Origin of the sequence: Massilia mucilaginosa (assembly GCF_011682145.1) — a bacterium.
Lineage (GTDB): Bacteria > Pseudomonadota > Gammaproteobacteria > Burkholderiales > Burkholderiaceae_D > Telluria_A > Telluria_A mucilaginosa.
Window position 1 is genome coordinate 26178 of sequence record NZ_WHJH01000025.1, and the last position, 26040, is coordinate 52217.

The 26040-nt window shown below is 69.1% G+C and carries 33 protein-coding genes; 11 read left to right on the top strand and 22 right to left on the bottom strand.

Annotated features, from left to right (window positions below; all coding sequences use genetic code 11):
- Positions 1-118 precede the first annotated feature (118 nt).
- Both F2P45_RS19270 and F2P45_RS19275 read left to right on the top strand, forming a co-directional pair.
- Positions 119-268 (top strand): hypothetical protein, encoded by a 150-nt coding sequence (locus F2P45_RS19270; RefSeq protein WP_166878673.1) that lies wholly within the window; start codon positions 119-121, stop codon positions 266-268.
- A gap of 88 nt (positions 269-356) precedes the next feature.
- Positions 357-539 (top strand): hypothetical protein, encoded by a 183-nt coding sequence (locus tag F2P45_RS19275; protein ID WP_166878676.1) that lies wholly within the window; start codon positions 357-359, stop codon positions 537-539.
- A 153-nt stretch (positions 540-692) separates the two neighbouring features.
- Here the strand turns inward: F2P45_RS19275 and F2P45_RS19280 are convergent, their stop codons facing one another.
- Positions 693-884, bottom strand: coding sequence for a hypothetical protein (locus tag F2P45_RS19280; RefSeq protein WP_166878679.1), 192 nt, complete (start codon positions 882-884; stop codon positions 693-695).
- A 323-nt stretch (positions 885-1207) separates the two neighbouring features.
- Here F2P45_RS19280 and F2P45_RS19285 point away from each other — a divergent pair, with 323 nt between their 5' ends.
- Together F2P45_RS19285 and F2P45_RS19290 are read left to right on the top strand one after the other, a co-directional pair.
- Positions 1208-1621 (top strand): hypothetical protein, encoded by a 414-nt coding sequence (locus tag F2P45_RS19285; RefSeq protein WP_166878682.1) that lies wholly within the window; start codon positions 1208-1210, stop codon positions 1619-1621.
- Between the two features lie 346 nt (positions 1622-1967).
- Entirely contained in the window at positions 1968-2399 is a 432-nt protein-coding gene (locus F2P45_RS19290) for an N-acetyltransferase (RefSeq protein ID WP_166878685.1), read from the top strand.
- Here the strand turns inward: F2P45_RS19290 and F2P45_RS19295 are convergent.
- The 11 genes from F2P45_RS19295 to F2P45_RS19345 are packed head-to-tail and all read right to left on the bottom strand — an operon-like array spanning position 2396 to position 12905.
- A complete protein-coding gene (locus tag F2P45_RS19295; protein ID WP_166878688.1) occupies positions 2396-2818 on the bottom strand; it encodes a lytic transglycosylase domain-containing protein in 423 nt (140 codons plus the stop codon). The genes F2P45_RS19290 and F2P45_RS19295 overlap by 4 nt on opposite strands.
- Positions 2815-4128 (bottom strand): shufflon system plasmid conjugative transfer pilus tip adhesin PilV, encoded by a 1314-nt coding sequence (gene pilV, locus F2P45_RS19300; RefSeq protein WP_166878692.1) that lies wholly within the window; start codon positions 4126-4128, stop codon positions 2815-2817. Before pilV ends, F2P45_RS19295 begins: the two co-directional genes overlap by 4 nt.
- Before the next feature lie 8 nt (positions 4129-4136).
- Positions 4137-4562: a type IV pilus biogenesis protein PilM gene (pilM, locus tag F2P45_RS19305; RefSeq protein WP_166878695.1), complete on the bottom strand. Its 426-nt coding sequence runs from the start codon at positions 4560-4562 to the stop codon at positions 4137-4139.
- Positions 4563-4564: 2 nt separating this feature from the next.
- Positions 4565-5542 (bottom strand): ATPase, T2SS/T4P/T4SS family, encoded by a 978-nt coding sequence (locus F2P45_RS19310; RefSeq protein WP_166878698.1) that lies wholly within the window; start codon positions 5540-5542, stop codon positions 4565-4567.
- Between the two features lie 22 nt (positions 5543-5564).
- A complete protein-coding gene (locus F2P45_RS19315) occupies positions 5565-6089 on the bottom strand; it encodes a type 4 pilus major pilin (RefSeq protein ID WP_166878701.1) in 525 nt (174 codons plus the stop codon).
- Between the two features lie 59 nt (positions 6090-6148).
- Complete coding sequence (locus F2P45_RS19320; protein ID WP_166878704.1) at positions 6149-7225, bottom strand: type II secretion system F family protein; 1077 nt, start codon at positions 7223-7225, stop codon at positions 6149-6151.
- On the bottom strand, positions 7215-8819 hold the full coding sequence (locus F2P45_RS19325; RefSeq protein WP_166878707.1) for a GspE/PulE family protein: 1605 nt from the start codon (positions 8817-8819) through the stop codon (positions 7215-7217). The genes F2P45_RS19320 and F2P45_RS19325 overlap by 11 nt, the downstream gene beginning before the upstream one ends.
- A complete protein-coding gene (gene pilP, locus F2P45_RS19330) occupies positions 8816-9388 on the bottom strand; it encodes a type IV pilus biogenesis protein PilP (RefSeq protein ID WP_166878712.1) in 573 nt (190 codons plus the stop codon). Before pilP ends, F2P45_RS19325 begins: the two co-directional genes overlap by 4 nt.
- On the bottom strand, positions 9378-10667 hold the full coding sequence (pilO2, locus tag F2P45_RS19335) for a type 4b pilus protein PilO2 (protein ID WP_166878715.1): 1290 nt from the start codon (positions 10665-10667) through the stop codon (positions 9378-9380). The genes pilP and pilO2 overlap by 11 nt, the downstream gene beginning before the upstream one ends.
- 10 nt (positions 10668-10677) lie before the next feature.
- The gene (gene pilN, locus F2P45_RS19340) at positions 10678-12363 is read right to left on the bottom strand and encodes a PilN family type IVB pilus formation outer membrane protein (protein ID WP_166878718.1); all 1686 of its coding nucleotides are present in this window, start codon (positions 12361-12363) and stop codon (positions 10678-10680) included.
- Positions 12360-12905: a toxin co-regulated pilus biosynthesis Q family protein gene (locus F2P45_RS19345; RefSeq protein ID WP_166878722.1), complete on the bottom strand. Its 546-nt coding sequence runs from the start codon at positions 12903-12905 to the stop codon at positions 12360-12362. The genes pilN and F2P45_RS19345 overlap by 4 nt, the downstream gene beginning before the upstream one ends.
- Before the next feature lie 279 nt (positions 12906-13184).
- On the opposite strand from F2P45_RS19345, the gene F2P45_RS19350 reads away from it, so the two are divergent.
- On the top strand, positions 13185-13886 hold the full coding sequence (locus F2P45_RS19350; RefSeq protein WP_166878725.1) for a response regulator transcription factor: 702 nt from the start codon (positions 13185-13187) through the stop codon (positions 13884-13886).
- Between the two features lie 3 nt (positions 13887-13889).
- Here the strand turns inward: F2P45_RS19350 and F2P45_RS19355 are convergent, their stop codons facing one another.
- The 4 genes from F2P45_RS19355 to F2P45_RS19370 are packed head-to-tail and all read right to left on the bottom strand — an operon-like array spanning position 13890 to position 16851.
- Positions 13890-14342, bottom strand: a complete 453-nt coding sequence (locus F2P45_RS19355) for a hypothetical protein (protein ID WP_166878727.1) — start codon at positions 14340-14342, stop codon at positions 13890-13892.
- A complete protein-coding gene (gene sctC / locus F2P45_RS19360; RefSeq protein WP_229505172.1) occupies positions 14333-16198 on the bottom strand; it encodes a type III secretion system outer membrane ring subunit SctC in 1866 nt (621 codons plus the stop codon). Before sctC ends, F2P45_RS19355 begins: the two co-directional genes overlap by 10 nt.
- The gene (locus F2P45_RS19365) at positions 16195-16614 is read right to left on the bottom strand and encodes a hypothetical protein (RefSeq protein WP_166878730.1); all 420 of its coding nucleotides are present in this window, start codon (positions 16612-16614) and stop codon (positions 16195-16197) included. Before F2P45_RS19365 ends, sctC begins: the two co-directional genes overlap by 4 nt.
- 3 nt (positions 16615-16617) lie before the next feature.
- Positions 16618-16851 (bottom strand): hypothetical protein, encoded by a 234-nt coding sequence (locus F2P45_RS19370; RefSeq protein WP_166878733.1) that lies wholly within the window; start codon positions 16849-16851, stop codon positions 16618-16620.
- Positions 16852-16875: 24 nt separating this feature from the next.
- Here F2P45_RS19370 and F2P45_RS36310 point away from each other — a divergent pair, with 24 nt between their 5' ends.
- The 6 genes from F2P45_RS36310 (at position 16876) to F2P45_RS19405 (ending at position 21367) form a co-directional block, all read left to right on the top strand.
- The gene (locus F2P45_RS36310; RefSeq protein WP_229505173.1) at positions 16876-18075 is read left to right on the top strand and encodes a hypothetical protein; all 1200 of its coding nucleotides are present in this window, start codon (positions 16876-16878) and stop codon (positions 18073-18075) included.
- Positions 18076-18140: 65 nt separating this feature from the next.
- Positions 18141-18563: an EscF/YscF/HrpA family type III secretion system needle major subunit gene (locus F2P45_RS19385; RefSeq protein ID WP_229505174.1), complete on the top strand. Its 423-nt coding sequence runs from the start codon at positions 18141-18143 to the stop codon at positions 18561-18563.
- The gene (sctJ, locus tag F2P45_RS19390; RefSeq protein WP_166878740.1) at positions 18560-19393 is read left to right on the top strand and encodes a type III secretion system inner membrane ring lipoprotein SctJ; all 834 of its coding nucleotides are present in this window, start codon (positions 18560-18562) and stop codon (positions 19391-19393) included. The genes F2P45_RS19385 and sctJ overlap by 4 nt, the downstream gene beginning before the upstream one ends.
- Positions 19394-19396: 3 nt before the next feature.
- Entirely contained in the window at positions 19397-19990 is a 594-nt protein-coding gene (locus F2P45_RS19395; RefSeq protein ID WP_166878743.1) for a hypothetical protein, read from the top strand.
- A 46-nt stretch (positions 19991-20036) separates the two neighbouring features.
- A complete protein-coding gene (locus F2P45_RS19400) occupies positions 20037-20660 on the top strand; it encodes an HrpE/YscL family type III secretion apparatus protein (protein WP_166878746.1) in 624 nt (207 codons plus the stop codon).
- Positions 20661-20707: 47 nt separating this feature from the next.
- Complete coding sequence (locus F2P45_RS19405) at positions 20708-21367, top strand: hypothetical protein (protein ID WP_166878749.1); 660 nt, start codon at positions 20708-20710, stop codon at positions 21365-21367.
- A gap of 68 nt (positions 21368-21435) precedes the next feature.
- Here F2P45_RS19405 and sctV read toward each other — a convergent pair whose 3' ends face one another.
- The 6 genes from sctV to F2P45_RS19435 are packed head-to-tail and all read right to left on the bottom strand — an operon-like array spanning position 21436 to position 25989.
- Complete coding sequence (gene sctV, locus F2P45_RS19410) at positions 21436-23529, bottom strand: type III secretion system export apparatus subunit SctV (protein WP_166878752.1); 2094 nt, start codon at positions 23527-23529, stop codon at positions 21436-21438.
- Positions 23530-23573: 44 nt separating this feature from the next.
- A complete protein-coding gene (locus F2P45_RS19415) occupies positions 23574-23855 on the bottom strand; it encodes a hypothetical protein (RefSeq protein WP_166878755.1) in 282 nt (93 codons plus the stop codon).
- The gene (locus tag F2P45_RS19420; protein WP_166878759.1) at positions 23852-24301 is read right to left on the bottom strand and encodes a hypothetical protein; all 450 of its coding nucleotides are present in this window, start codon (positions 24299-24301) and stop codon (positions 23852-23854) included. The genes F2P45_RS19415 and F2P45_RS19420 overlap by 4 nt, the downstream gene beginning before the upstream one ends.
- A complete protein-coding gene (locus F2P45_RS19425; RefSeq protein WP_166878761.1) occupies positions 24298-24657 on the bottom strand; it encodes a hypothetical protein in 360 nt (119 codons plus the stop codon). The genes F2P45_RS19420 and F2P45_RS19425 overlap by 4 nt, the downstream gene beginning before the upstream one ends.
- 11 nt (positions 24658-24668) lie before the next feature.
- Positions 24669-25823: a hypothetical protein gene (locus F2P45_RS19430; RefSeq protein WP_166878763.1), complete on the bottom strand. Its 1155-nt coding sequence runs from the start codon at positions 25821-25823 to the stop codon at positions 24669-24671.
- 7 nt (positions 25824-25830) lie between these two features.
- Positions 25831-25989 (bottom strand): hypothetical protein, encoded by a 159-nt coding sequence (locus F2P45_RS19435; RefSeq protein ID WP_166878766.1) that lies wholly within the window; start codon positions 25987-25989, stop codon positions 25831-25833.
- Positions 25990-26040: the final 51 nt, after the last annotated feature.

The following is a 26040-nucleotide window of genomic DNA, read 5'->3' on the forward strand; positions in this document are numbered from 1 at the left end:
GCGAAAAAGTGCGCGGCGGCGGCGGAACCAATGGTGAGCGCGCAGCTACTCATGTTGGACCGCTGCGGCAGACGATGGCCAAGGCGGCACTTTCAATCAACCATTTAAGGAGAACATCATGTTTGGTATCGCTACAACGGCAGCCACTACAGCATCAGGTCTGGGAAACATCGCGGCAGGTATGGCGGCCAACGAGGTGCTGACCGCAGCCGAGATGGCGGCGGCGATCCAGAAGAAGGCGAACACCGCTGCGGTGAACGCCATCTGATGCACGCATGGCCGCGCTCCGGCGTGCCGCGGCGCGCGGCTTTTTCCGCATCCCATCCTCAATAGACATACCACGACAGGAGGCAGCGATGACCTATCTGAACAACCGTAGCCAGCATTTGCCGGCACCGCCCCGCAGCGGCGCCGGCGAATGGTCCAGCGCCGCGGGCGGCGACGCCGACTTGATCCGCTGGGCGGCGGCGCAGGGCCAGGCCCTGTCCAAGCTGCAGATCTTCAGCACCATGGCCAAGCAGGTAAACGAGCAACAGTAGATGCGGCGCCGCCATCGGGCGGCGCTGTTTTCCCCGACCCGGCAGCGGCGCGTAACGGTCCCGCTGTCCGCGCTCCCTCCCGAGCTTCTCCCGCTCCCCCGCGTTCTCCCCCTTCTTCCCCTCTTCCCCTCTTCCCTTCCTCCCTTCTTCCCGCTATGTCCACGCTTTTACTGCGCTCGGAGCCCGGCGCTGCGCCGGGCCGAGCCGCTCGATCGACTGGGCCGTCGCGGTACATGCATGCTTGAAGTCCAGGAACTGTTCGAGCGCGAGGCTGGCGCGGCTGCCAGGCAGCGGCGCCGCAAGCCTGCTGCCGGCCGTACCGGCCAAGACGTTCAATTTCCTCATGCTGGGGCTCCGAGGACGCGGGGAAGTCGGACTCTGTGTGGCAGCGCCGCCAGCCCTGGTTCCATCGGCCGCCCCTGCCCGATCCGCGCAGGGGCGCGCGGCCTGGCATGAAATCGATGGTCATACAACACCCGAACGACAGGGAACGGCGTAACACTTTTGGACCACTGAAGCCGGCGCGGAAAATCAGTATGATCGAACACATGGGGCGGATCGCGGCAGGCTCGTGCGCATTGTTTGATCTTGGCGATGCGCACCGGAACGCGTAGCATGCACTTACCCATTTTGCATTGCTCCGACCGCTTACTTTTCCTAAAGGTTCTATGCAGCAACACGACTATGTCCCACCAGAGGAGTTCGGTGGCTCGGCCGCTGCCGTCCTGCGTTGCCTGCGCGAACTGGTCGAGCTGACGGGCCAGGAGAGCACCGCCGGCCCACCGGTGCTGGAGTTGCAGTTCGACGAGATTGTTACCCTGACGTCGCTGGCGGCCGACGCGGCACAGCCCTTCCTGTGCGTGTCGGTGCATTTACCGCGCCGTACGCTGGTGGCGGCGGCGGCGCCGCCGCTGGCCAGCCCCGGCTATCCCGGCGGCGAATGGCTGTGGGACGCCAGCGAAGGGCGTTACATCATCCTGCACAATATCGGCATCGAGCAGCTGGCCGACGAGACCAGCCTGCTTGATGCGATCATGGACGCCAGGGACAAGGCCGGCGCCTGGCTGCTGTCGGTGTCATAGGCCGCGCGCCGGGCCCGCTCAAAATGCGGCGCTGGCGCGCGCCGATGGAACCATGGCCCGCCGCGCGCCACTCATAGCTACTCCAACCGGAGTTGCAACCGTCACTTTGAAAGGAATCACCGTGCCAGTCCTCGCCCCTGTCCTGAGCGCCGCCTCCACCCTCGCCGCAATGGTGCCGCCACCGCCACCACCTGCGCCAAAACCTGACAGCGCCGCCATCGTCTAAGCGCGTTCCCGGTGTGGGGCTGCCGACGCGGTCCCGCACCCTGGTTGCCTGCGCAGCGATGCCTGCGCGGCTCCCCCTGCTTCATTCCCACCTTACCCACCCTGTCCGCACGGAGTTCCCATGGCCGAGCTGCGCCTCACCGACTGCGCCGATGTCGGTCTCATGTACGACATCGAACAAAGCCGCTACCCCAGCGCGCAGACCGCCGTTGCCACGCGCGAGCGCACCGTTACCCACTACCTTGGCTGTCCCTCGGTCGGCTACGAGATCGATGGCGTGGCGGCCGGCGGCGCCGTGTTCGACGGCCGCGAACTTCACCTGGCGGTGCTGCCGCAATTCCACGGGCGCTGGGCGTGGCTGCTGAAACCCACCTTGGACTGGCTGTTTGCGCTATGCGATCCGGTGCGGGTGCGCATCGAGCAAGATAACGCGCGCTGCATCCGCTTCATGGACAGCGGCGGCTGGGAGCGCGTCGACGAAGATCGTCAATACATCACCTATCTGCTCAGCAGCACCACGCCGCACGTGTTCCGGCGCCGCCGCGCGCACTAGCGCCCTGCCGCCTCGCGCGGCAGGTTGCGGTAGACCTTGAGCGCATACGCCAGCCGCTTCTTTGGATCGGCGGCGTTGTAAGCCCCTACCGCATCCCAGGAATTGCCGAGCCGGCGCATGTTCTGCGCCAGTATCCACGCACCGACGTGGATGCTGGTGCAGGCGTCGTACAGCTGGCGTTCCTCCAGACCATGGCGGCGCAATGTCGGCAGCCAGCTGCTGTTGATCTGCATCAGGCCGATATCGTAGGACCCGTTGGCGTTCGGGCGCCCGCGCGCCAGCGGATCGAGCCCGGATTCGGTGCGCGCGATGGCGTACAGCAGGCTGGCGTTGACGCCATGGCGCTCGGCGGCCTCCTGCCAGCAGGCGCCGGCGCGCCCGCACAGCAGTGCCAGCGCCAGTGCGCATGCCGCCTTCATCGCGTCAGCGAACCGCTCATGTAGCGCCACACGGCATTGTCCGGGTCGGTGCCGGTGCAGATCAGCGGCAGCGGCGGCGAGCCAGAATCGAGCACGATGGTGCCGATGATATTGACGCGCACCGGCGGGTTGGCGCCTTCCAGCCACTTGTTGCAGCCCCAGCCCGGCCCGTAGTGGCTGCCGATCGAATAGGTCGCCGCCCAGATGTAGTCGTCGGCGGTGAGGGTGTACGCGTGGACGTGGTCGTACACGTCCAGGTCGCCCTTGATCTCGCCGTTCCTGGCGGCGACGAGATCGCGCCCGGCCTTGATGTCGGCGCCGGCTGTCAGGCTGCCCGCAATCGCCAGGTTGCCGTCCTGGTCGGCCGCCAGCGGCCGCCATGCCCCGCTGGCCTGGTGGTAGCTGAAGGCCAGGCCGAGCGACGTGACCATCCGCACGTCGCCATCCTTGCTGCCGGGCTGCGGCGCCAGGTCGGCGTAGCCGGCCACCGGCTCCTTCCAGGACGAGGTGCTGGCGACCCTGGTCCAGCGGTTCTCGCCGCTGCAGTGCATCAGGTTGCGCGCGGCGTCGACCGCGATGGCGGCGCCGCCGCACGGCGCGTCGAGCGTGACCACCGCCGCCGCGCCCATCCCGAGCGGCGCGTTCATCTGGTTCAGCTCGGGCATGCCCGGCACCTTGTTGCGGTACAAAAAATCGGCCGCTTGGCCAGTGCCGTCGAACAGCAGGGCCGACACCAGGCTGCCGCCGCCGGCCGCCGTGCCGCTGCACTTGGCGCCGATGAAGCTGGCCAGGGTCGGCGCGGTAGTCGCGTCGAGCGCCCAGGCGCCGGCCGCGCTGCGCGCCCGCCCCGGCTCGCGGCTGCTGATGAAGCCCGCGCCGGCGCTGGCGGCGGCAAAGGCCAGTACCCGGTCCGGGATCGGCGCGCCTTCGCTCACCACCAGCGCATCGAGCACGATGGTGCTTGAGGCCGCCGCCGACTTGGCGCGCGGGCGCACCAGCAGGCAGGCGCCCTGGCCGTAGGGATTGGTCGCAGCCATTCCGGGCGGCAGCATGCCGGCCGCGCGCAGCATGTCCGGCGTGATGACCAGGGTCTGGCCGACCTTGGCCGGCTGCGCCAGCGTCCCGTACCGGTCGGCCAGATAGGTGCTGGCGGCGGCCGTCATGGCCGACTGGTATTGCGCGCTGCGCTGCGCCTTGGCGTCTTCGAGGCCGGTGTCGATCATCGACGCCAGGCCCGCCACCAGCATGGCGGCGATCAGGAGCGCGCCGAGGATTTCGATCATGGCGATGCCGTGCTGTTTGTGGTGCATGCTTGTCCTTAGTTGGCGGCGGCCAGCCACACCGGGCCGCCGTCCGGAATCGCCAGCGCCGGAGTGGCGATGGAACTCGGCGCGGCGCCGAGCGCCGGCCAGAAAAATCCGCCGCTGAAGCGTCCGACCATGTGCGAGCGCTGCGACAGCGCCAGTAATTCGGAGGTCAGCCCCGGCTGCGGCGCCAGCGCATACACCAAAATAGTGCCCTCGGCGAGGCGGTAGTTGGCAAAGCCGGCCCGGTTCACTGGGGCGGCCTGGAACTGCTCCGGATGGGCGGTAAAGTATCCCACCACCGCCTGGCGGTACTGGGCCATCGCGCTGGCCTGGCCGCGCTGCGCGGTACGCGCCGCCAGCACCCCGGGGTCGCCCTGGCCGGCGCAATACCAGGTGGTGAGCGCCAGCAGCACGGCGACGATCATGGCGTTGAACATGGCTAGCGCTGCGCCAGCGGGTGCGCCGCGTTGGAGGCGATCAGCGCCGCCATCTGCTGCCGTGCGATGGCCGCCAGCAGATCGTACTGGCCGTTGCGCACATGGCTACGCGCCGATGGAGCGTCTTTCAGCAGCAGCATGTCGGTCTTGAGCGTCATCTTGGCGCTGGTGCCGAGCTGCTGGTACAGCACCCCGGCCACGCCCTCGGCCATCAGCGCGCGCGCGTGCTCGGCGCCGAGCCGCTCGGCCGCCAGCGATTCGAGCTTGCCGATGGCCTGGGTCGCGCTGTCAGCGCGCATGGTGCTGATCAGGAGGTAGCCGTCGATGCTGGCGCGCAGCGCGGCCACGGCGGCTTCCTGGTCGCGGATCTCGTCAAGCAGGATGATATGCGCGCCGCTCCCCAGCACCCGCCGCAACGCCTCGGCGCAGCTGGCGCCGTTGTCCGCGCCGGTGCCGGTCTGGTAGCAAACGCCGTCGCCGTAGCTGCCTTCGAGCGGCAATTCGATCAGCGCCTCGCCCGTGACGGCCACGCCGCCGTGCGCCGCCAGCCGTTCCTTGACCATGGCGCAGGCGGTGCTGGTCTTGCCTGACTTGGCCGGGCCGGCCACCAGGAACAGGCCGGACAGCCCGCGCGCCAGCAGCGCCGGGATGAACGCGTTCGGGATGCCGAGTTCGGCCAGCGAACGGATGGCGGCGGCAATGCGGCGCAGCACGAACACCTGGCCGCCGGCCGTGAGCATGGTCGTCATGTGGTAATCGACGCCGTCGTGCGCCACCTTGCAGCGCGCCGGCGCGCGCGGCCCCGCCAGCGCCGCCTTGCACACGCCGATCAGCAGATCGAGGTCGCCGCGCAGCGCGGCGCTCGCGCGCAGCGGATTGGCACTGGCGCCGGGGACGTCGCAAAAGCGGTCCTCCAGGGTCGGATGGCCCAGGTAAAGGTCGGAAAACACCAGCTGGCGGACTGCGGTAGCGTCAAGCATACGAAGGTCGATCGGGTCGGGTTCAGTTGGAGGTGAAGGTCAGCGCGTTGCCGGCGGCAGCGGTCACGCTGCAGGCGGTGGCGGCTTCGGCCGGCGTGACCGGGAAGGTCGTGATCGAGGCCGTGCCCGGCGCGGCGATCGACTTCCAGCCGCTTGCCGCCACCAGGGTGGCCAGGCAGACGTCCTGCGGCAGGGCCGGGTAGGCGATGGTAAAGCTGCCAGTGGCGCCGGTGACGACCACGTTGCCGCCCCAGACGTTAGTCGCAGTGCCGTCGGCCGTTACCGACAGCGTGCCCGGAAAGGCGCCGGCGGTTTTCAGCGTGCCATTGAGCGCACCGGTGCCGTAGCCCTGCCCCATGTACAGCTTGCGCACGGCGGTGCGGATGGCGGTGACTTCCTCGCCGGCCTGGTTCGATTGGGCGCTGCTGAAGGCGCCGGTCAGCAGCGACACCGCGCCCAGGATGACGATGGCGGCGATCCCGAGGTAAGCGATGGCTTCGAGCAGCGAGGCGCCGGCTTGGCGGCGTGGGTAGCGGGCTTGTTTCATGGTGTTCTCCAGTCGGTGGGCTAATAAGAAACTACAGGTTAAGAAATGAGGTAGTGGGTTCAGCGCATGCTGCGCGTCATGCTGGCAATCTCCTGCTGGATGCCGAAAAATCCCGTGACCAGCCAGGCGATCACCACGGCCAGCGCAATCACGGAAAAGCCGTTGAGCACCTTCATCTGGGCGCTTACCGTTTCCACGCCATCGGCCATCCACTCGTCGGCCAGGATCTTGAGCGCGTCGGCAAAGCCCTTGTATTCGGCATACACACACAGGTCGTCGACCACCTCGGGCGACGGGAAGCCGTAGCCGGCGTTGCGCAGCGCTTCGCCGCAATTGAGGCCCGACTTGACCCCCAGCAGCGCGCCGTCGAGCCTTTCGCGCAGCCACGGCGGGGCCTGGCCCGAGAGGCGCTGGAGCGATTTTTCGACCGTGATGCCGGCGAACTGCAAGGCCGAGAACGCCATCAGGAAGCCACTGCCGACCTGCAGCCGGTAGATGGAATACGGCGCGTAGCGGTCCAGAACCACGCGCAGGTTGCCGCGCCAGCGCGGCATGGACACGGCAATCGCCACCAGCACCAGCAGCAGCGCGCCGACGATCGGCAGCATCCACTGCTGCACCAGCTGCGACATGACATACAGCGAGCGCGCCGACCCGCGCCATTTTTCCGGGTCGACCATGCGCGCGAACTGCGGCACCACGGTCACCCCGAACACATACAGATAGGCCAGCACCATCGCCAGGATCGCCAGCGGATACGACAGCCCGCCGACGATCACGCGCTTGATTTCCTTTTGCGACCTGACCACGCCGGCCAGCACCTGCAAGGTCACTTCCAGGCGCCCGGACTGCTCGCCGGCCAGGATGATCATGCGTTCGGTGCTCGGGACCCACCATTCCAGCCCATCGCCCAGGAAGCGCCCGTTCTGCACCGTGCGGCGGCAGTCGGCCAGCACGATGGCGAGCGGTTCGTTCGGCTTGCGCCCCTGGTCGGAGGCGCGCTCCCACAGCTCGTCGAGGATTTTCAGCAGCGGCACGCCGTTGCCCAGCATCGCCGCGATCTTGCGGTACACACGCAGGCGCACGGCCTCGCCGAACTGGGTACGCGCCCACCAGCGCTGCAGGTCAACCTGCATGCAGCGCCTCCACCACGTTCAGGTGGCGCTCGGCGCGCGGCGCCTCGAACGCCAGGTGGCCCACCACTTTTTCGGCCATGCGCGGATCGACCAGGCCGGCCGCCACCTTGGCCAGCGCGTGTTCGAGCAGGGTCTGGCCGCCCAGTTCGCGCCGCCAGTAGTCCAACGCCTGTCCCTTGGCGCCGCTGCGGATCAGATCGAAAAAGCGCGCGTCGGGCGTAATGACTTCGGCCACCACGGTGCGCCCCGCCGTGCCCTGCTCGCGGCACTCGGGGCAGCCCGGGCCCGCCACGCACACCTGGTCGAAGGTGGCGCCGCAGGCCTGGCGCACACGCGCCAGCAGCGGCGCGGCCAGCACGTCAGGCGCATCGCTCAGCATGACCTTGCAATGGGGGCACAGCAGCTTGACCAGGCGCTGGCTGATCAAGCCGGTCACCACCAGGTGGTCGGCCACCATGTTCATCGGCAGCCCGAGGTCGAGCAGGCGGTCGACGATCGCGATGGCGCTGTTGGCGTGCACCGTGGTCCAGACCTGGTGCCCTGTCATGGAGGCTCGCAGCGCGCTCTGGGCCGAGGCCTTGTCGCGCATTTCGCCGATCATGATGGTGTCCGGATCGAGCCGCATGGCGTTGCTGATCGCCGCCGAAAACAGGCGCGAACGCTCTTCCTCGCTGCCGGCATTGGTGACCGAGGTTTGCACCGCGCCATCGATCGGATACTCGACCGGGTCTTCCACGGTCAGCACGTGCAGCTTGTTGCCGGCTTCCTGGAGGGCGCCGCTCAGCACCCGCTGCAGGGTGGTCGACTTACCCGAGCCGGTCGGGCCGCTGATGATGTTCATCCCGGTCGGCTGCTCCTTGAGGCGCTGCATCTGGCACGCGTGCAGCTCGGAAAAGCCGAGCGGGCGCAGGTCGACCGTGTCCCCGGCGTCGTTGTACAGGAGCCGCAGCACCATCAGCGTGCCTTCGCTGGTGGGCGCGGTGGCGATGCGCACGCCGTACAGCTGCGGCGGCAGCTTGTCGCGGTCCGCTATGCTGGCGTCCTGGCGTTCGGTCGGCTTGTACGAGCTGTCCGACACCGACGTCATGGCGCCGTACAGGGTGGCCAGCAGGCGCTCGCCGTATTCGGAAGTCTGGCTGCCGACCCGCAGCAGGTCGTTATGGATGCGAAAATAGGTCTCTGTGCTGCAGCGGCGCACGCGGATGTGGATGTCCGAGGCGCGTTCGCGGCAGGCGCGGTTAAGCAACTCCTTGGCCGTCACCTGCATCATCGAGTGCTCGTGGCGGCGTCCGCCCTGCTCGCCCGCGCCATTGTTGTACAGGGCGGCGATGGTTTCGATGTCGACCGCCTCAACGGTGCACTGGCGCGCCATCTTCTGCAGGCGCGCGCGGTACGACAGCACGTGCGGATTCGATTCCTGGCCTTGGGCGATCAGCAGGCGCCCGTCCGACAGCAGGCAAAGCAGCTTGCGTTCCTCGGCGCTGCCCTCGAAGTCGCCGGCGCTGCTCAGTACCTGTAGCGCGCCACCGCTGCGCGCTGCCGGCGGCGCGGCCTTGGCCGGCGTCGCGCCGCGCAAGCTGGCAAAGGGCATCATCGCTCGCTCCCGGTGGCGCCGGGGAACAGCGGCGGCAGGGCGACTGCCGCGCGCGCCGGCGCAGGTGCAAGCGCCGGTGCAAACGCGGGCACTGGGGCCGGTGCAGGAGCCGATACGGCCCCGTTGCCGGCCAGCGGCAGGCGCACGCGCTTTTTGCGCGCCGTTTCGACGATCACGCCATTCGACTCCACGCTCAGCACGCGCAGGCCGCCCGCCAGCATATCGCCGGCGCGCACCTCGACCACGGCGCCGCTGTCGAAGCGCAGGGTCGCATACTGGTGCTGGCCGATCCCTTCGAGCGACTGCACCACCGGGCTGGCCGCCGGCGCCGGGCTGCCCAGTCGCGCCGCCTCGTCCTGGCGTCCGGCGATCTCGTTCTGGCGCTGCGCGATCGCCGCCCGCACCGCCAGCTGGCGCTCGCGCGCTTTCAGCACCAGGGTCTCGGACTCGATGCGGGTGAGCGTGTCGGAGGCGCTGGCGGCGGCCGGCACCGGAACGGCGGCAGCGGCGGCGGCAGACGGACCGGCCGCGACCGCCGCCAGGAACAACAGGCTCAGGCTATTTCGCATAAATGACTCCTTCAAAAGACCAGATGCCGGCGCGGTAGCGCATTCTTTCGATCCGGATGCCCGGCATGTCGAGCATCGCGGCCACTTCCAGCGGCGACACGGCGACCGGGCCGATCGCATATGTATACGTGTGCCAATCGGGGGGCATGGTTCCATCCGGTTTGCTTCCCGCCGGCGGCGCTGGCGGCGCTGGCCGCAGGGCCAGGTGCAGGCCCAGGTTCATCAGCTGCAGGCGCGACTGGAGGCCCGCCACCAGCTGCTGGCGCGGCAGCAGCACATCGTCGGCGCCGGGAGCGGGCGCGAACGGGCGCGCCAGGGTCGCGGTGTCGCCGCCGATGTCGACCTGGGCATCCGGCACCTGGGCCAGCAGCAGCTCGATGGTCGATTCCTGGCGCATCCAGGTGAAGCGCTGCTCCGGTGCGCCGCAGCTGTATTCGGACAAGGCCCAGCCCCCGGGCGTGAGCTGCCCCAGCCCCGCCACGCAGGCACGCGCCACGCTGCCCGGGGCCGCGCTGTTGATCCATGGATGCGGCGCCGGCATCAGCGCCGCCTTGGGAGGCGCCAAGCCTGCGCGCGCGGCCAGCGCAGCGTCGGCGGCGGCGCGCTGCGCCTGCTGGCGCGCCTGGTACTGGCGCCATCCCAACGCGGCGCCGAGCACCAGCAAGGCGCACACGGCCACGCCGGCCGCCAGCATGCGCGGCGCGATGCGCGGCGTGGTCGGGCGCAGCAGCCAGGATTTACTGACCTTGATGCGCCCGTCTCCTGCATCGCCCAGCACTTCCTCGATACTGCGCTCGCGAAAATTGTGGAAGCCGTAGTGTTCCAGTTCGGCGTCGCCGATGACCAGGTTCCAGCCACCGAGGCCATAATCGCCGTGCAGGCGCTCGAACACTTCCTCGCGCGTGCCGGCGAAGTCGCCGTTGGGCAGGAAGTTCGCGTCGCGCACGGCGAAGTAGGCCCAGTGCCCGTCCGGCAGGCGGAACGCCGCCAGCCAGTTGTGCACCGGCTGGTTTTCGCCATCGTAGTGGGCGCCGTCGCGCGCCAGCCGGCTGGCCACCGCGGCCGCCAGCGAATACAGGGCCTGGCGCGGACCGGCGCCGCTGTGCGCGAAGCCCGCCTGCGCGGTCGAATACTCGCGCCGCAGCACGGCCAGGTCGCAATCGATCTTGCGCGCCAGGTCGGCCGCCTCGCGCGCCAGTTCGCGCGGGCGCGACAGCGATTGCCAGAACAGGCCGCAGACGAACTTGTGGCGGCCCAGCTGGATGACGGGATTACTCATCGCGCGCGCCTCAACTGCCAGCCATGGTGGTCGGCGTCACCAGGATCACGATCACTTCCTTGTTGGCCTTGCGCGCCAGTGCGCCGCCCAGCAGGAAGTTGGACGGATGGCCCACGCCCTGGCGGTCGATGTCGTCGTCGGTCTGCTCGAAACCGCTGATGATCAGGGTCTCGTTCGACTTCATCGCGACCCGCTGCAGGAAGTTGCGGGTGTCGAGTTCGGGCGACTCGATGCTGGTGTTGGTGCTGCTGCCGGCGCTGCCGCTGTTGACGCGGCGGATCTGGCGCAGGGCCGAGATATCGGTCGAGAACTGCAGCATCACCGTGCCGTCGTCGAGCAGGTGCGGCAGGATGCTCATGTTAAAGCCCGAGGTGACCACGCCGGGCGTGAGCGAGGTGGTCGACCCGGCCAGCGGCGAGACGGTCGTTTCCGACGACTTGAGGTAGCTGGTCTGCTTGGCCACCTGCACCGGGACCGGCTGGTTGTTCAGGGTGACCACGCTGGCACTGGTCTGGCGCCGCACCTTGCCCTGCTGCGACAGCGCCTGGATCATCAGCGAGCTGCCCGCGAACTTGCTGTTCGAGGAAGCCAGCACGCCGGCTGAAAATGCCGCAGGGCTGCTGCCGGGCGCACCGGCGATGGTGTTGCGGATGCCGTAGGTGTTGAGAAGGTTGCTGTATACAAGGTTCCAGTTGATGCCGTATTCGTCGGCGTCGCTGAGCGTGACCGACAGCACCGTCACATTGATCGCGATCTGGCGCGCCATGGCCCGGTTTTCGCTTTCGACAAAAGCGGCAATGCGTTCCAGCGCGTCGGGCGTATCGACCACGGTGATGCTGCCGGTGGCCGGCGACGCCACCACCTGCCCGTATGCGGAGAGCATGGCGCCGATCGATTTTTGCAGGTTCGAGTAGACCGAGAGCTGCGAGCTGACGGCGGTGTTCTGGTTGTTGCTTGCACTGACGCCGTTGTTGCCACTGCCGCTGCCGCCACCGCTGCCGCCACCAGATACGCCGCCGCTGGAGGTCGCGCCGCTGCTGACGGTGGCGCTGAAGGTGGCGTCGCCCGGCAGCGCATTGATCTGGAACGAACGCGCCTCGGTATGGAAGAACTGGATGGTGCCGTTGGCGTACTTCCAGTAGACGCCGTAGCGCGCGGCCACGGTGTCGAGGAAGTTCTGGAAGCTGCCATTGCGGTAGGAGATGTGCACCGGCTCGGCCTTCGGCGTCGCGCTTTTTGCCGGCGCGGGGTTCAGCGGCGGCACGATCGGGTTGACCGTGCCCACGCCTGCGGTGCCGGCGATGGCGGCGGCGGCCGACGGCGCCGGCGCACCGCTGGCCACCGCCAGCGCGCCGGGACTGACCTTGGTCGGAATCCCCGAGCGCATGGTGATGCGTTCGGCCAGTTCCGCCAGCGACGAGACGGTGCGGTCGAAATTGGCCGGCTCGCGGAACACCGGCGGCAGCACCGGCGCGCTGGCCACCTTGATCGCCTTGTGGCCAAGCCAGATGCCTTCGGCATGCACCACGGCGGGCGTCGGCAATGGCTTGGCCGTGCCGACCTGGCGCGCCATGCGGGCGATCTTGTCGCCCGGGTCGCCGAAAGTCCGGGAATCGCGCTGTGCGATGTCGGAGCACGCCGCCAGGCTGGCGCACAGGGCGATCAGGACCGGCTTGATCATCGGGCTTGCCTTCATGATTGCGCTCCCTTGGCGACGATGCGGATGACGCGGTTGCTCTTGTAGAAAATCGCCTGCAGCGGCGTTTCGGCGCCCGCCATGCTGTGCGCGACCGCTTCGATCGCCTGTTCGAAACTGCCGCCGACGCTGGTGTCGCGTTCGACCGCGTAGTCGACCGGCGCTTCCCACACCAGCTGCCAGCCTTCGCTGGAGGCCCAGCGTGCCAGCGCCGTCCTGAGGGTCTGGTCGGCGGCCTTGAGCTGCCAGGCCGGCGGAGGTGGTGCCGGCGGAGGTGGTGCCGGCGGAGGTGGCGCCGGCGTCATCGCCACCGGAACCGGCAGCGCGGCCGACTGTGGCGCCATCATCGCCAGCACTGACGGCGGCGGGCGCACGGCGGGCGCCTCTTCCACGCAGTCGGCGTCGTCGATCCAGTAGCCGTAGGACGGCACCAGCAAGGGCTGCGGAAGCGGCGCCGGCGCGGCGGCAGCAGCGAGCGGCAGGCCGGCGCACACCCACAACAGCAGGCCGGCACGGGGAGGAGAAAACAGGGACTTGAGCATAAGCGGCATCAATCAGAAGCATCCGATGAAAAAATTGAACCCGAAAAAATGAACCCGGCCTCGCCAACGTGAAAGCGCAGCTTGCGCGCCTCCAGTGACGATGAGTGTCGCCGGGATCGAAGCGGTTCCATAATTCCGAAAATATTCTTTCGAATGTGGCAGACAGGCCGCCGTTATTGGCTCCACGCAAAAATTCCTTGCAGCGCGGTGGGGTTTGCTGATACAACTGCGGTCGCACCATTGACCACTACATCAAGGCTTTTTCCGGGGACCGACAGCATGCTGAATAATTCCGAGAACATCGGCTGTTACGTGCGTAGCGACAGCCTGTTCGCCAGGCTGCAGGCTTTGCTGCAGCAGTCCGGTTTCGGCTGCGAACGCTTTGCGACGGAGAACAGTCTCTCGCGCATGCTGAGCCGGCGCGGCTTTGCGCTGCTGATGATCGACATCGGCAAACACCGCGACGACAGCGAGGATTTCGTCTCCTGGCTTAACTGCCGCACCGGCAACAGCACGCCGGTGATCGCCCTGTCGCAGGGCACGCCCGAGATGGCGGCGCTGGCGCTCAACGCCGGCGCCGACGACTTCATCGGCGCGCACTTCGAGGCGGTGGAGGCGATCGCGCGGATCCGGGCCGTGATCCGGCGCCATCATCCGAACAGCATGCGCCGCACCATCGCCCTGGGCAAATTTACGCTCGACCGCGAGGCGGCCAGCGCCGCCTACGACGGCGTGGCGGTCGAATTGACGCCGCGCGAGTTCACCATGGCCTGGCTGTTCTTTTCGTCGCCGGGGGTATTCATTTCGCGCGGGACCATCGGCGCGTCGATCTGGAGCGCCGACAGCGACGTGGCGGGACGCACCATCGAGCAGCACGTCTACAAGCTGCGCAAGAAGCTCCAGTTCGGGCCGGAGCGGCGCGTCATCATCCGCACCTCGTACAGCCAGGGCTACCGGCTCGAGTACACGCCCGAACCCTGACGCTCACTCCAGTCGTTCGAGCTCGCGCCGCAGCGCGGCCACGTCCCCGCGCCGCCGCCCGATGTGCGCGGGTGCGCCGCCTGCGGCCAGCAGCTGCGCCAGTTCCGCCTCCGCCGTTTGCAGTTCGGTGCCGATGATGTGGCGCCGGCCGCGATCGAGTTCGTGCTGGCGCGCCGCGTCGATGCGCGGAAAATCGGCCGGCCCGAGTGTCGCCCTGCCCACCGCCGCGACGGCCATGGCGGGCGCGCGGGCGGCAGCCGGGCGGCGGCGCGGAGGATCGAGCCGCAGCGCCAGTTCGCGCGCGTCCGGCTGGGCGGGCCGGTAGTTGGTGTAGCTGGCAATGTGCGTCTCGGGATCGACGTACTTGAACAGCGCCGCCTGCGCCGCCGGCATGGCGCCGGCCAGCAGCAGGCAGCCCAGGCAGGGCAGGCGCAACACGGCGCCGCTCAGCGCCATGGCGGCGCCTGCCGTCTGCACAGCACCGAACGCGGCTTTTTCGGCCACATGACATCGGCCAGTGGAGTGCGGCGCAGCGGCGCGGCTGCGGCGACAGGGGCTGCGGCCGCCGCAGCGACTGGTGCCGAAGCCGCCACCGGCGCCTCGCCGCTGCGCGCCTGCTGCCGCTGCTCGGACGCCGCCAGCCGGCGCGCCGCCTTGTTGGCCTTCGACTGCTCGGCCGCCAGCATGCCGGCGCTGCTCATGATGCGCGGCGTGATCAGGAACAGGCGCTCGCGCGTGCTGTGGGTTTCGCTGGCACTGCGAAACAAGCCGCCGAGCAGCGGCACGTCGCCCAGCACGGGTACCTTCTGGTTCTGGCGCGACACCGACTCGGCGTGGTAGCCGCCGATCATCAAGGTCTGCTGGGCATCGACAATCGCCTGGCTGCTGATGGTGGAACGGGTCACGCTGCTTTTGCCGCCATCCTTGCCGGTGTTCTTGTCCATGGCGCCGTCTTCGATATCGATCTCCAGGCGCACCCGTAGCGACGCGCCCTCCTGCACGATGCGCGGCACCACCCGCAGCATGGTGCCGACGGTGATGTCGGCCAGGTCGGCCACCCTTTCGCCGACCAGCGGCACATACGCGGTCTGGCTCAGGTCCAGCACCGCCGCCACGTTGTCGAGCGTGAGCACGGTCGGCTTGGCCAGCACGCGGGCGTCGCCGCTGCCTTCCATGGCTTTGAGGCGTGCGTAGAAGCGCCCGGCGTTATTGATGAGCAGGGTGGAGCCGGGCAAGGGCAGCTCGACGCCCTGCGACTCGGCGCCGCCGGCGTTGATGGTGGCGCTGGTGCTGCCGCTGCGCACGCCCCACTCCACTCCCAGTTCGCTCAATTTGCTGCGGTCGATGTCGACGATCAGCGCCTCGATCTCGACCTGGCGCGGTTCCACGTCCAGCTGCGCGATCAGGGACTGGTAGGTGGCACGCCTGGCGACATCGTCGTAGATGATGATGGCGTTGAGCGAGGGATCGGCGTCGATGCGCACCCGCTCGGCGCGCGTGGCGCTGGCCGCGCGGGCGCCGCGCCGGTCCTCGGGCGCCTCGGGAGGCGGCTCGCCGGCCTTGCCGACCGGTCCGCGGCGCGACGGCTTGCTGCTGGCGACATCGAATTCGCCGGGCGACGGCGCGCCGGACCTCGGCGCCGGGTCGCTGTCGAGCAGGCGGGCCAGGATGCTTTTGATGCCCGGCACCAGCTCCTTCTGGCCGCGCGTGGTGATGGTGCGGTCGGCGGCGCTGGCGTACTTGAGCCGGAACACCATCACCTGCCTGCCGCTGGCCGGGGTCTCGTCCGGTTTGCGCTCGGGCAGCAGCAGCGAGCGCACCAGGTCGACGTAGACGCGCGGGCCGCTGACGATGATCACGCCCTCGTCGGGCAGTTCGCCCCAGCCGAAGCGGGCGTCGAACAGGCCCACGCCGGTGAGGGCGGCCTTGGCATCCTGCACCGCGTCTTCGCCGATCTGCAGGCGCACCGAGATCTGTTCGCCGCGCGGGACTATATAGACAGTCTCGTTGTAGACGAACCAGCGAAAGCCGGCGCTGGCGGCCAGGCGGTCGAGGAACTCGGTGCCGCTGGCGGCCTTGATCCGGGTCGGCGCCAGCAGCGCATCGGGCACGCGGCTGTCGACCTGGACCCCGTAGGCCGCGCCGAACTGCTCCAGCACGCGCGCCAGGCGCAAGCCCCTGGCATCGACGGCGAAACCGGTCTCGTTCCAGCTGGCGGGGGCCACGGCGGCGGCCGGTGCCGCCTGCGCCAGGCAGGCGGCCAGCAGCACGCCGCACGCCACCCGCGAAGCATTGAATGCAAGGCGCATCATGGCCGCGCTCCGCCGAGCATCTGGCGCATGCGCTGTTCGTGACGCGCGGCGCCGCCGGCGGCCAGGCGCGGCTTCGCGGACGGCGGGGCCAGCGCGGCGCGCCAGGCGGCCAGCTGGTCGAGCAATTGTTCCAGCGCGGACGCGGCGTCGCGCCAGCCCGCGCAGGAAGGCAGCCAGCAGCTCAGCACCAGTCCGTCGCCGCACAGGCCCAGGCCGGCGTCGAACGCGAGCGCACCGGCGAAGCCGTGATGCAGGGCCGCCTGCACCTGCTCGCCGCTGGGATCGGGCCACAGGCAGGCCGACAGTTCCGCGCCGCCCTCGCCCGGGCGCAGCCAGACCGATTCGCCGTCGATGGCGACACGCGCCCCGAGCGGCTGCGCGCGCAGCCAGCGGGCCAGTTGATCGTGATCGTCCATGGTCTATTTGGCCTCGCTGAGGACGGTCTTGAGCGGCTTTTCGTGCAGCTTCGCTTGAGACTCCATGGCGCGCCGTGTCACCGAACGCTGCTCGAGCATGCGCAGGAAGCTGTCCGGGTCGGGCTTCTCGCCGGCCGCCTCGGCGGCCAGGAAATCGCGCATGCGCAGGTCGCTGTCGTCGAAGCGGGTTTCGAGGCGCCGCAGCGCCCGGGTAATCGGATTGTTATCGTGGGACATGCTGTTTCTTCCTCATGGCGGATGATGAACGGTAGCGGCGACAGCCCGGCAATGCTGGTGAGTGGCAGCGCGTTCCGATTTAGTTCGCCCGAAACGGAAATATATTTCCCGATGGCGCCAGCGGAACCTTCGTGGTGGCGGCAACACCTATCGGTGCAGTTCGAACATTTCCCGCTCAACCCTATTCATGAGAGAACGACAATGACCATTTCCAACCAGATGACGCTGTCTGCTGGCACCAACAACAACGTCCAGCTCAGCATCACCTATGACAAGGACCTCGATGTGACGACCGAGACGCTGATCCAGGACGGCAACAGCATCGGTTCTTACCAGCAAAAAGGCAACAACGTGATTGGCGCGGCGCAGGAGGCACTGGCGACCGAGGACATGACCAGCTCACAGTATTCCGACCCCGGTAGCGCAGAGAAGGGGCGTGAACGGGGACTGTACGCGGCCTTTATGAAATGGGCCGGCATGGCGCCGGCCGCTAAACAGGCCGACCCTAAACCGGCTGACACCAAACCAGCCGACACCAAACCAGCGGACACCAAGCCAGCCGATACCAAGCCAGCCGATACCAAACCAGCTGCCCCCAAACCGGCAGCGAAGCATACCCCTTACACACCACCAGAACCCGCAACCGACAAGGACACAGAGCACTATGCCGACTTGAAATACAAAGAAGAAATAAAAGATTGCAAAAAAGACAATAAGAACAAGCGCGGCTACGATCCCGAGGTAAAGAGTGCCGCCGGCATCCCGGTCAAGGATTTCCAGGGCGGAACTTACGGCTTTGTCCCGGGCACAAACAATACCGTCATCCGGGTCGGCAACAAAGTCATCAGCGCCCACGAAAATGAGGCAGGTTTCAAAGCCACCATGATGAGCAAGCACACCTGGGACGTGGCCAACGACTCCAGCACATGGAAGCTCGATGACAAACAGGCCGACAAGTGGGGGCCGGTGGGCGACAAGCGCGTCGGCAGTGACAAGGCAGTCGCCAAACCTGGTGCGGACGACAACGGCGACGGCAACTACAGTATATACCGCGACAAGAAAGTGCCAGTTGTTCAACGCGCCTTCTCTACGCCGGAGATGGAAGACGCCGGCGTCGTCGCCTACGAAACCAAGGATGGGTATCGCAAGGTCATCCTCAAGGAAATCAATCCGGAAGCCTACGCGGCCGTGCTGGCAAGCGCAACAAAACCCTCGAGCAAGTAAACGCTCGGCGCGTCCGGCAGCGCCCGGGCGCGCCTCCCCATCATCCACCCAATGCGAGTACAGACATGCAGATCTCGAATAATGTCAACGGCAACATGGCTGCTTCCGGCGCCGATGCGGCAGGCGGCGCCGGCAAGGACGCGCTGCACCTCAGTCCCGTCAGCGACGCCGAATTCCGCGACATCATGGCGCGCCACGACACCCACGGCGGTGGCGCCGTACCCGCGACAGCCGCCGCCGTCCCGGGCGCCGGCCACGGCTCGCTCGGCGAACGCGTGATGCAGCGCGCCAGCGCCCTGTCGGGCGAGCTGCAGAAGGACCAGCAATTCATCTCGCGCAACCTCGAGCAGGCGGCCCGCTCGGGCGACTCGATGCAGCTGATGAAAGCCACGCTGGCCCTGAGCGACTACCAGACCCGGGTGCAGTTCGTGTCCAAGGCCGCCGCCAAGGCCGCCTCGGCGCTCGACCAGTTGACCAAGCTGCAATGAGCAAGCCGCCCCCGAAGCGCCTGCTGGCGCCGCTCCTGGCGGTGGCCCTGTGCGCGCTGCTGGCCGGCTGCGGCAACCGCGCCAATCTGCAGGTCGGCCTGAACGACGCCGACGCCAACGAAATCGTCACTCTCCTCAGCCGCTACGGAATCGAGGCGCACAAGGCCCCCACCAAGGAGGGCGTGACCCTGACCGTCGACGCCGCCGACATCGCGCGCGCCACCACCGCCATGCAGGCGGCCGGCCTGCCGCGCCGCGCGCTGTCCGACCTGGGCCAGGTATTCAAGAAGGACAGCATGATTTCGACCCCGCTGGAAGAGCGCGCGCGCTACATCCACGCGTTGTCGGCCGAACTCGAATCGACCTTGCAGCAGTTCGACAACGTGATCGCGGCGCGCGTGCACGTGGTCCTGCCCGAGCGGATTGCGCCAGGCGAGCCGATCCAGCCGTCCTCCGCCGCCGTATTGGTCAAATACCACGGCACGGTCGACGAAGATACGCTGCTGCCGCGCATCCGCCAGCTGGTCGCCTCCAGCATCCCCGGCCTGTCGGGCGAAGGCGGGCGCGCCAAGGTGTCGGTGGTGATGACGGCTAGCGTCTACACCGCGCCGGTCATCGAATGGACCAATGTCGGGCCGTTCCGGGTGCAGGCCGGGTCGGCCATGGCGCTCGGGCTGACCCTGCTCGGCATGTCGCTCCTGTGCGCCGTGATGCTGGTCGGCATGCTGTTCGCGCTGGGCCGCTACCATCCCGGCCTGGCGGCCTGGTTCGGGAGCCACTTCGGCAAGCCGCCGGCCTTCAGCGCCGATGGCGCCTCCGCGCGGGAATAAGGCGTGAATTGCGCCACTTCCCTGCCCGATGCCTTCCTGGACTGGTGGTTCGCGCCGTGGGACGCGGCCGCGCAGCCGTCCCCGCACGCCGCCATGGCGGGCGTGCTCGCGCTGCGCGACGGCTACCATGTGTGGTGCGCGCACGCGGAGCTGGCGCCGCAACTGCCGCCCAGCTTCGATCCCGCCTGGGCCGAGGCAAGCGGCACCGATGGCTCCGCGCTCGGCCCCACCGCGCAACTGTACGGCGGCTTGCTGGCGGCGCGCGCGCAGGATACGGCGGCGCTGGCCACCCTGCCCGCCGCCGAACGCGACTGGTGCCTGCGCCTGGCCGCCACCCAGCCGCTGCACAGCCATGGCGGCGACGCTTATCTGCCCGGCGACAGCCTGGCGCTGCGCGGCCTGTGCGAACTGGCCTGCCATCTGCAGGCGGGCTTTCCCGGCCTGTGGCCGCGCCTGCGCGGCCGTATCGACGCCGCCAGCGGCGCGCGCATCGCCACCCTGCTCGCTGCCATGCCGCACGCCTTGGATGCCGTCGCCGCCACGCGCGCGCGACGCTGCTGGCTGCGCTGCCGCGCGCGCGCCATGCAGGACGCATAAGGCGCATACGGCACCGCCCGATTTTCCAAGTTTGAAAGGCACTCCCATGAACGACTTCTGTGTCGCCACGATCTCCACCGATTCCCTGCTGCGCGCCGAGCATGGCGTATGGCGCGCCCAGGCGCTGGCGCTGACCCATGACGCCCGCGCCGCCGCCGCGCATATCCTCGACCAGGCGCGCGTCGAGGCCGAACAACTGCAACTGCGCGCTAGCGCCGACGCGCGCGCGGCGGTGGCCGAGGCCGAGCGCGGTGCGCTGGAACGCGGCGCCGTGCTGCTGCGCCAGCTCGAACAGTGCCATGCGCAACTGCTGGACGGCGCCCAGGCGCTGGCCGTCGACCTGGCGCTGGCCCTGTTCGAGCGCGCGCTGGCCGGGACCACGCCGCGCGAACGGCTGGAGGCGAGCTGCCGCCTCCTGCTGCGGGAGGCCCCGCGCACCCTGGCGCAGCCGCTGCTGTACCTGCATCCCGACGACAGCGAGCTGGCCCCGCCCGGCGCGGCGTGGGAGCTGCGCGGCGACGCCACCCTGGCGCGCGGCGCCTGCCGCCTGGAAGCGGGCGGCGGCGAATGGCGCGCCGACTTCGCGGCCGGCGCCAGCGCGCTCGCAGCGGCCTTCGGGCACGCCGCCGCGCAGGTACCCGATGGCGGCGCCGCGCGCGCGCACGACTGAATCCGCATCGACCACCCACCTCCCCTTCACCACTCGCCGGAGTCAGCATGGCCACATCAGGCAACATCACATCCACCACCCGCACCAGCCACGTCGCCCCCACCCCGCCGCAGGAACCGATTGAGGTATCCCGGCCCGCGCCGCCGCCGGCCATGCGGGATGCCGCGCCGCCGCGGGCAGCGATGCAAGCGCGCGGTACACGCCTCTCAAGCCGCCTGCATGCCCAAATGAACAAGCTGGAAGGCCGCGTGGCCGGCTCGGTCGAGAAGCGGATCACGGCGGTGCAACAGCAACAGGCGCAGTGGCTGCTGGATCAGATCGAGCAGCACCACGCGCCCACCGGCCAGCACGGACAGAACGGACAGCACCATGCGTCCGATGTCGCCGGCCAGCACGGGCTGCACCGCGCGCTTGCCCGCTTCCTTGCATCGCTGCCGGACCCGGCCCGTGCGCAGATCGACGAGCATCGCAGCGGCGCGGGCCAGCCTGTCGCCACCATCGAACGGCAACTGCACGAACTGGCCGCGCTCGAAAAGGAACATGCCGACGCTGTCGCCAGCGGTGCCGACATGGACAGCCCGGCGGCCAAGCACAGGGCCAGCGAGATCGAGAAGCGCATCGCCGCCCTGGAAGAGATCACGACATTGATGAAAACCTTCGCCGAACTGCACAGCCGCGCCAACCAGATCGCCGTCGCCGCCATTTGAGGCGCCGGCGCCGCAACGCACAAGCGGCCCGCAGGCCGCCATTTTCGATCCGCCGTCGCAGTCCGGGCCTACAGTTCGATCATGCCGACCGGCTGCACCCGGCTGTGCTGGGTCAGTTCGGCGAAGGCGAACACGGGCACCGAGAAGAACTCTTCCTCGATCAAGTTGCGCACGGCGCGCCGGATGTCGGCCGCCGTCACCAGCACCGGCGGGGCGGCCGGCGTGCCGCCGGTGCCGGCCAGCTGTCCCAGGCGGTCGAGGATGCCCTGCTCCAGTTCGGGATCCAGTTCCAGGTAGGCGCCCTGGCTGGTCTGGCGCAGCGCGCCGCGCAGCTGGTCTTCCAGTTCGGGCGAGAGCAGGACCACTTCGATCAGGCCGTCGCGCGCCACCTCGTGGCACAGCTGGCGCTTGAAGGCCAGCCGCACATAGTCGGCGATGACGTCCGGATCGCGCTCCTTGGGCGCCCATTCGAGGGTCGTTTCCAGCAGCAGGCGCGCATTGCGCAACGAGATGCCCTCGCGCGCCAGGCGCTGGATTACCTCCGTCAGGCGCGGCAAGGTCACGCTCCTGGCCAGTTCCTTGCCCAGTTCCGGGAAGCGGCGGTCGGCCCAGGCGGTGAAGCGCTGCACCTCGTGCACCCCGATGAACATCTGGCAGTTGCGCAGCATCTCGACCTGGACGTCGGCCGCGAACACCTGCTCCCAGGCCAGGTAGGTGACCCCGGCCTCGCGCAGGCCATCCTCGCCGGCCAGTTCGACCCAGACGCGGCGCCGGCGGGTGCCGGCCAGGCCATCTTCCTGCGCCGTAAAACCGAGTTCCTCCAGGCGCTCGGCCGATTCGGTGCTGGCGCCCCAGCCGCTGCGCAGCTCGACGTCGATCAGGGGAATCTCGGCCATCAGGAAATGAATGCGTCCGGGCGGCACGCTGGCCTGGAATTCGAAATCGATCGGCTGCAGGTCGGGAATACCCTTCTGGTCGAGCACATTGTTGCGCATGATGCGCACCGCGCGGATCACGCTCTCGGCCGCCGCCGTGCCCGCCAGCGCGGCGGGCATGCGCACCGCGAACGGCCGGGTGGCGGTAAACGTGGTCAGGTCGACGATGCCGGCGTTCTGGCGTTCCGCCTCGGCGCTCTGGCGCGCGCTGGCGGCCAGCGCGCGCGGCTTGAGCAGGCCGGCCGCGCCGCCGCCGCCGAGCAGCAGGGCCAGGATCAGGAACACCGCCGTCGGCATGCCGGGAATCAGGCCGAACAGCAGCATGATGGCGGCCGCCGTGAGCAAGGCGCGCGGCTCGCCGAACAGCTGCCTGGCGATGTCCTGGCCGATATTGCTCGCCGCCTCTCCCGGCTTCTCGTCGCCGGCCGGCACGCGCGTGGTGATCATGCCGGCCGCCAGCGAAATGAGCAGCGCCGGAATCTGCGCGATCAGGGCGTCGCCGATCGACAGGATGGCGTACAGGCGCACCGCGTCGCCCGCCGCCAGGTTGTGCTGCAACATGCCGATGGCGATGCCGCCCACCAGGTTGACCACCACGATGAAGATGCCGGCGATCGAATCGCCCTTGACGAACTTCATGGCGCCGTCCATGGCGCCATGCAGCTGGCTCTCCTGGCCCAGCAGGGCGCGCTTCTTCTTGGCCTCGTCGGCAGTCAAGAGGCCCGAACGCAGGTCGCTGTCGATCGACATCTGCTTGCCCGGCATGGCATCGAGCGAAAAGCGCGCCGACACTTCGGAGACGCGCTCGGAGCCCTTGGTGATGACGAGGAACTGCACCACGGTCAGGATCAGGAAAATGACCAGGCCCACCACCAGGTTGCCGCCCACCACGAAATTGCCGAAGGTCTCGACAATGTGGCCGGCATTGCCTTCGAGCAGGATCAAGCGCGTGGTGGCGACTTCCAGCGCCAGGCGGAACAAGGTGGTCAGCAGCAGAACGGTGGGAAAGGTGGAGAATGCGGTCGGGCCGGCCATGTACATCGACACCACCACCATCAGGCCGGCGGCGCACAGGTTGATCGCGATCAGGATGTCGAGCAGCCAGACCGGCATCGGCAGCACCAGCATGAAGACGATGGCAATGACCAGCCCGGCGGCGCCAAGTTCGGCGCGCTTGGCCATGCGGGCGGCGAGCGTGTTGACGGCCATGACAATATTGTTCAGCATGCGGGTTTCCTTGCGCGGTGAAGAAAGTGGAACGGACGGAGGAATCAGGCGGTGCCGCTGCGGCGCGCCAGCAGCGCGTTCCAGGACGGGCAAGCGCTGCTGCGCGCCAGCACGGCGGCGGTGTCGGGATCGGGGCCGTCGAACAGCTCGACCTGGGCAAAGGCGAGCAGCAGCGCGACGCGCTCCTCGTCCGGCCAGATCTGCCGGCACGCGCGGCCGAGCCGGTAGGCCTGCTCGAACTGGCCGGTATTGAGCAGGCCCCACAGCAGGCCGATGGCCACCGCAAGATCGAGTGCGATGGGGGCGTGGCGCGGGCGCAGCTTCATGCCGCCGCCCGCGCCGGCGTGGCCGGGTCGGCGCCCGCGCGCGCCAGCAGCTCCATTTGCTGCAGGCGCAGGCGCAGGCGCACCGCCTCTTCGACCACCACGATGGCGGCCATGCTGTCGGCGCGGTCGGCAAGGTCGAGCGCCAGCGCATGGTCGACCAGGCGCTTTTGCAGCGCGCGCAGGCCCGGCAAGGGATCGCGCGACCAGGCAGGATTGGCGACCGTCAGCGCGGCGCCCAAGAAGCGCGTCAGCGGGGCCAGCGTTGCCTGGGCGGCCGTTGCGTCCGGCGCCAGCGAGGCCGATTCTTCCCAGGGCGTCAGGTCGGCGCGCTGGACCGGGACGATCTGCTGGGGCGCCGCCGGTCCGGCGATGCCGAAGTGGGCGTCGCCGCCGGCGCCACCGGCGCGGCCGGCGCCGATGCTACCGACGGAGGCGATGCCGCTCATGCCAGCAGCTCGCGCGCCGCCTGCCATGCGGCGCTGTCGGGCAGGCACGGCTGGCCGCCGGCATCGAGGCGCAGGCGCCGCACCACATACCAGCTGCCGTCGCCCAGCATGGCCGGCAGCCAGCCGGCGTAGCGCGCCGGTTGCAGCGCGCGGCGCCGCAGGACGCTGTCGGGCTGCACGCGGTGCGCGCTGTCGCGCGCGAAGCCGAGCGCGACCAGCGCACCATCCGCCAAAGGATAGGCCAGCAGCTGCAAGCCGTCGCCGTACGGCTGCTGCATCACAACCTGCTCTTCGCGGGCCTGGCGCAGCAGGCGTGCGGCGATGTTCTCGATTGTGTTGTCGGGGGTGCTTTCCATGGTCTTCTCCATCAATTGTTTCTGGTGCTGTGGTGGTCCTGGCGCAGCCGCGCCTGCAGCACGTCGCCGGGCGCCGGTGCCAGCGCCGGCAAGGCGGCATGCTGTTCGATGGTCATCTCTTGCAGTTGGTCCAGCAGGCCGGGGCGCTGGGACGGCGGCGCGCCGCTCCACATGGCGTCCGGACAGCGCGCGAGGGTGGCGCGCAGCGCGAGGCAGGCGGCGCCGCGCTGGCGCGGGCCAAGGCGTTCGACGTCGACCAGCTGGCGCAGCAAGGGGCCGGCCTGGCCGGCACCGGGATCGCCCAGGCCCAGCAACAGCCTGGCCAGCGCGCCCTGCCCGGCCAGCGGCGTGGTGTGCGCCTGTTCCGACAGTTCGCGGCGCAACTCGCCGGCCAGCGCAACGCTGGTGTTGACCAGCTGGAAGCAGGCGGCGTCCTGCATGGACAGCCACAGGCGCGGACCGGAACGGCCGCGGCGGCGCAGTTCCGCGTGCAGTTGCGCCGGCGGACGGCCCAGCACCTCGCCGGACGGTCCGGCTTGAGCGAGCAGGATGTCGAGCAGCGCGGCGGGCGCCATGGGCGCATCGCGGCGACCGCTGGCCGGGGCGCCGAACTGCTGGCGCAAGGCCGACAGCGTGGCCGGAGCGGCATCGAGCGTGGCCAGCGCGCCTTCGAGGGCATCGGCAGCGCGCTGGCCCTGGGCGATGGCGGCGCCGTGGCGCGCAGCGAGTTCGGCCTGCATGGCGTCGAGCCGGTCCCCGCCCGCCGGGCGCCGGGCGCCATCGCCGCCTTTTTGGTCGAGCAGCTGGCGCGCCTGGTCCAGCAGCGTCTGTTGCTGAAGCGGATCGTCAAGGCCCTGCCACGGATCGCCGCCGTCGTCCGCCTTGCCCTCCAGCTTCGCGACCAGCCGGGCGGCGGCCGCGTTCAAGGGCGTGTCGGGCTCGTCCTGGGCAGAGGGAAGCGGGCTGGTGAGCGTACGCGACAGGCGCCGCGCCAGCGGCAGGCGTACCGTGGGCAAGTGCGTCTTCAGGGACGCGGTACCGGCAAGCTGGTCGAAGCCGGCCTTGCCCATGGCCTCGCTGGCAGCCGCAGGGGGCGTTCGCGCCGGCGCGTGGACGCCGTGCACGGGCAGCGCCGCTTGCAGAGACGAAATCGATTGGGTCGCCATGGCGGACCTACAGCGGCCAGCGGACGGCGTCGTCCTTGCGGCCCAGGCTGCGGCGCGGGCGCACAGCCGCCTCGGCGCCGGGTTCGTGCGGTTGCAGGATGGTGCTGGCGGGGACCGGTGAGCTATTGAGCGCGCGTGGTGTTGGTGGCATGGTGTCGATACGCACGCCTCCCGCCGGCGGAATGTTCCGCTCCGGCTTTCGGCGTGCCCTCCGTGG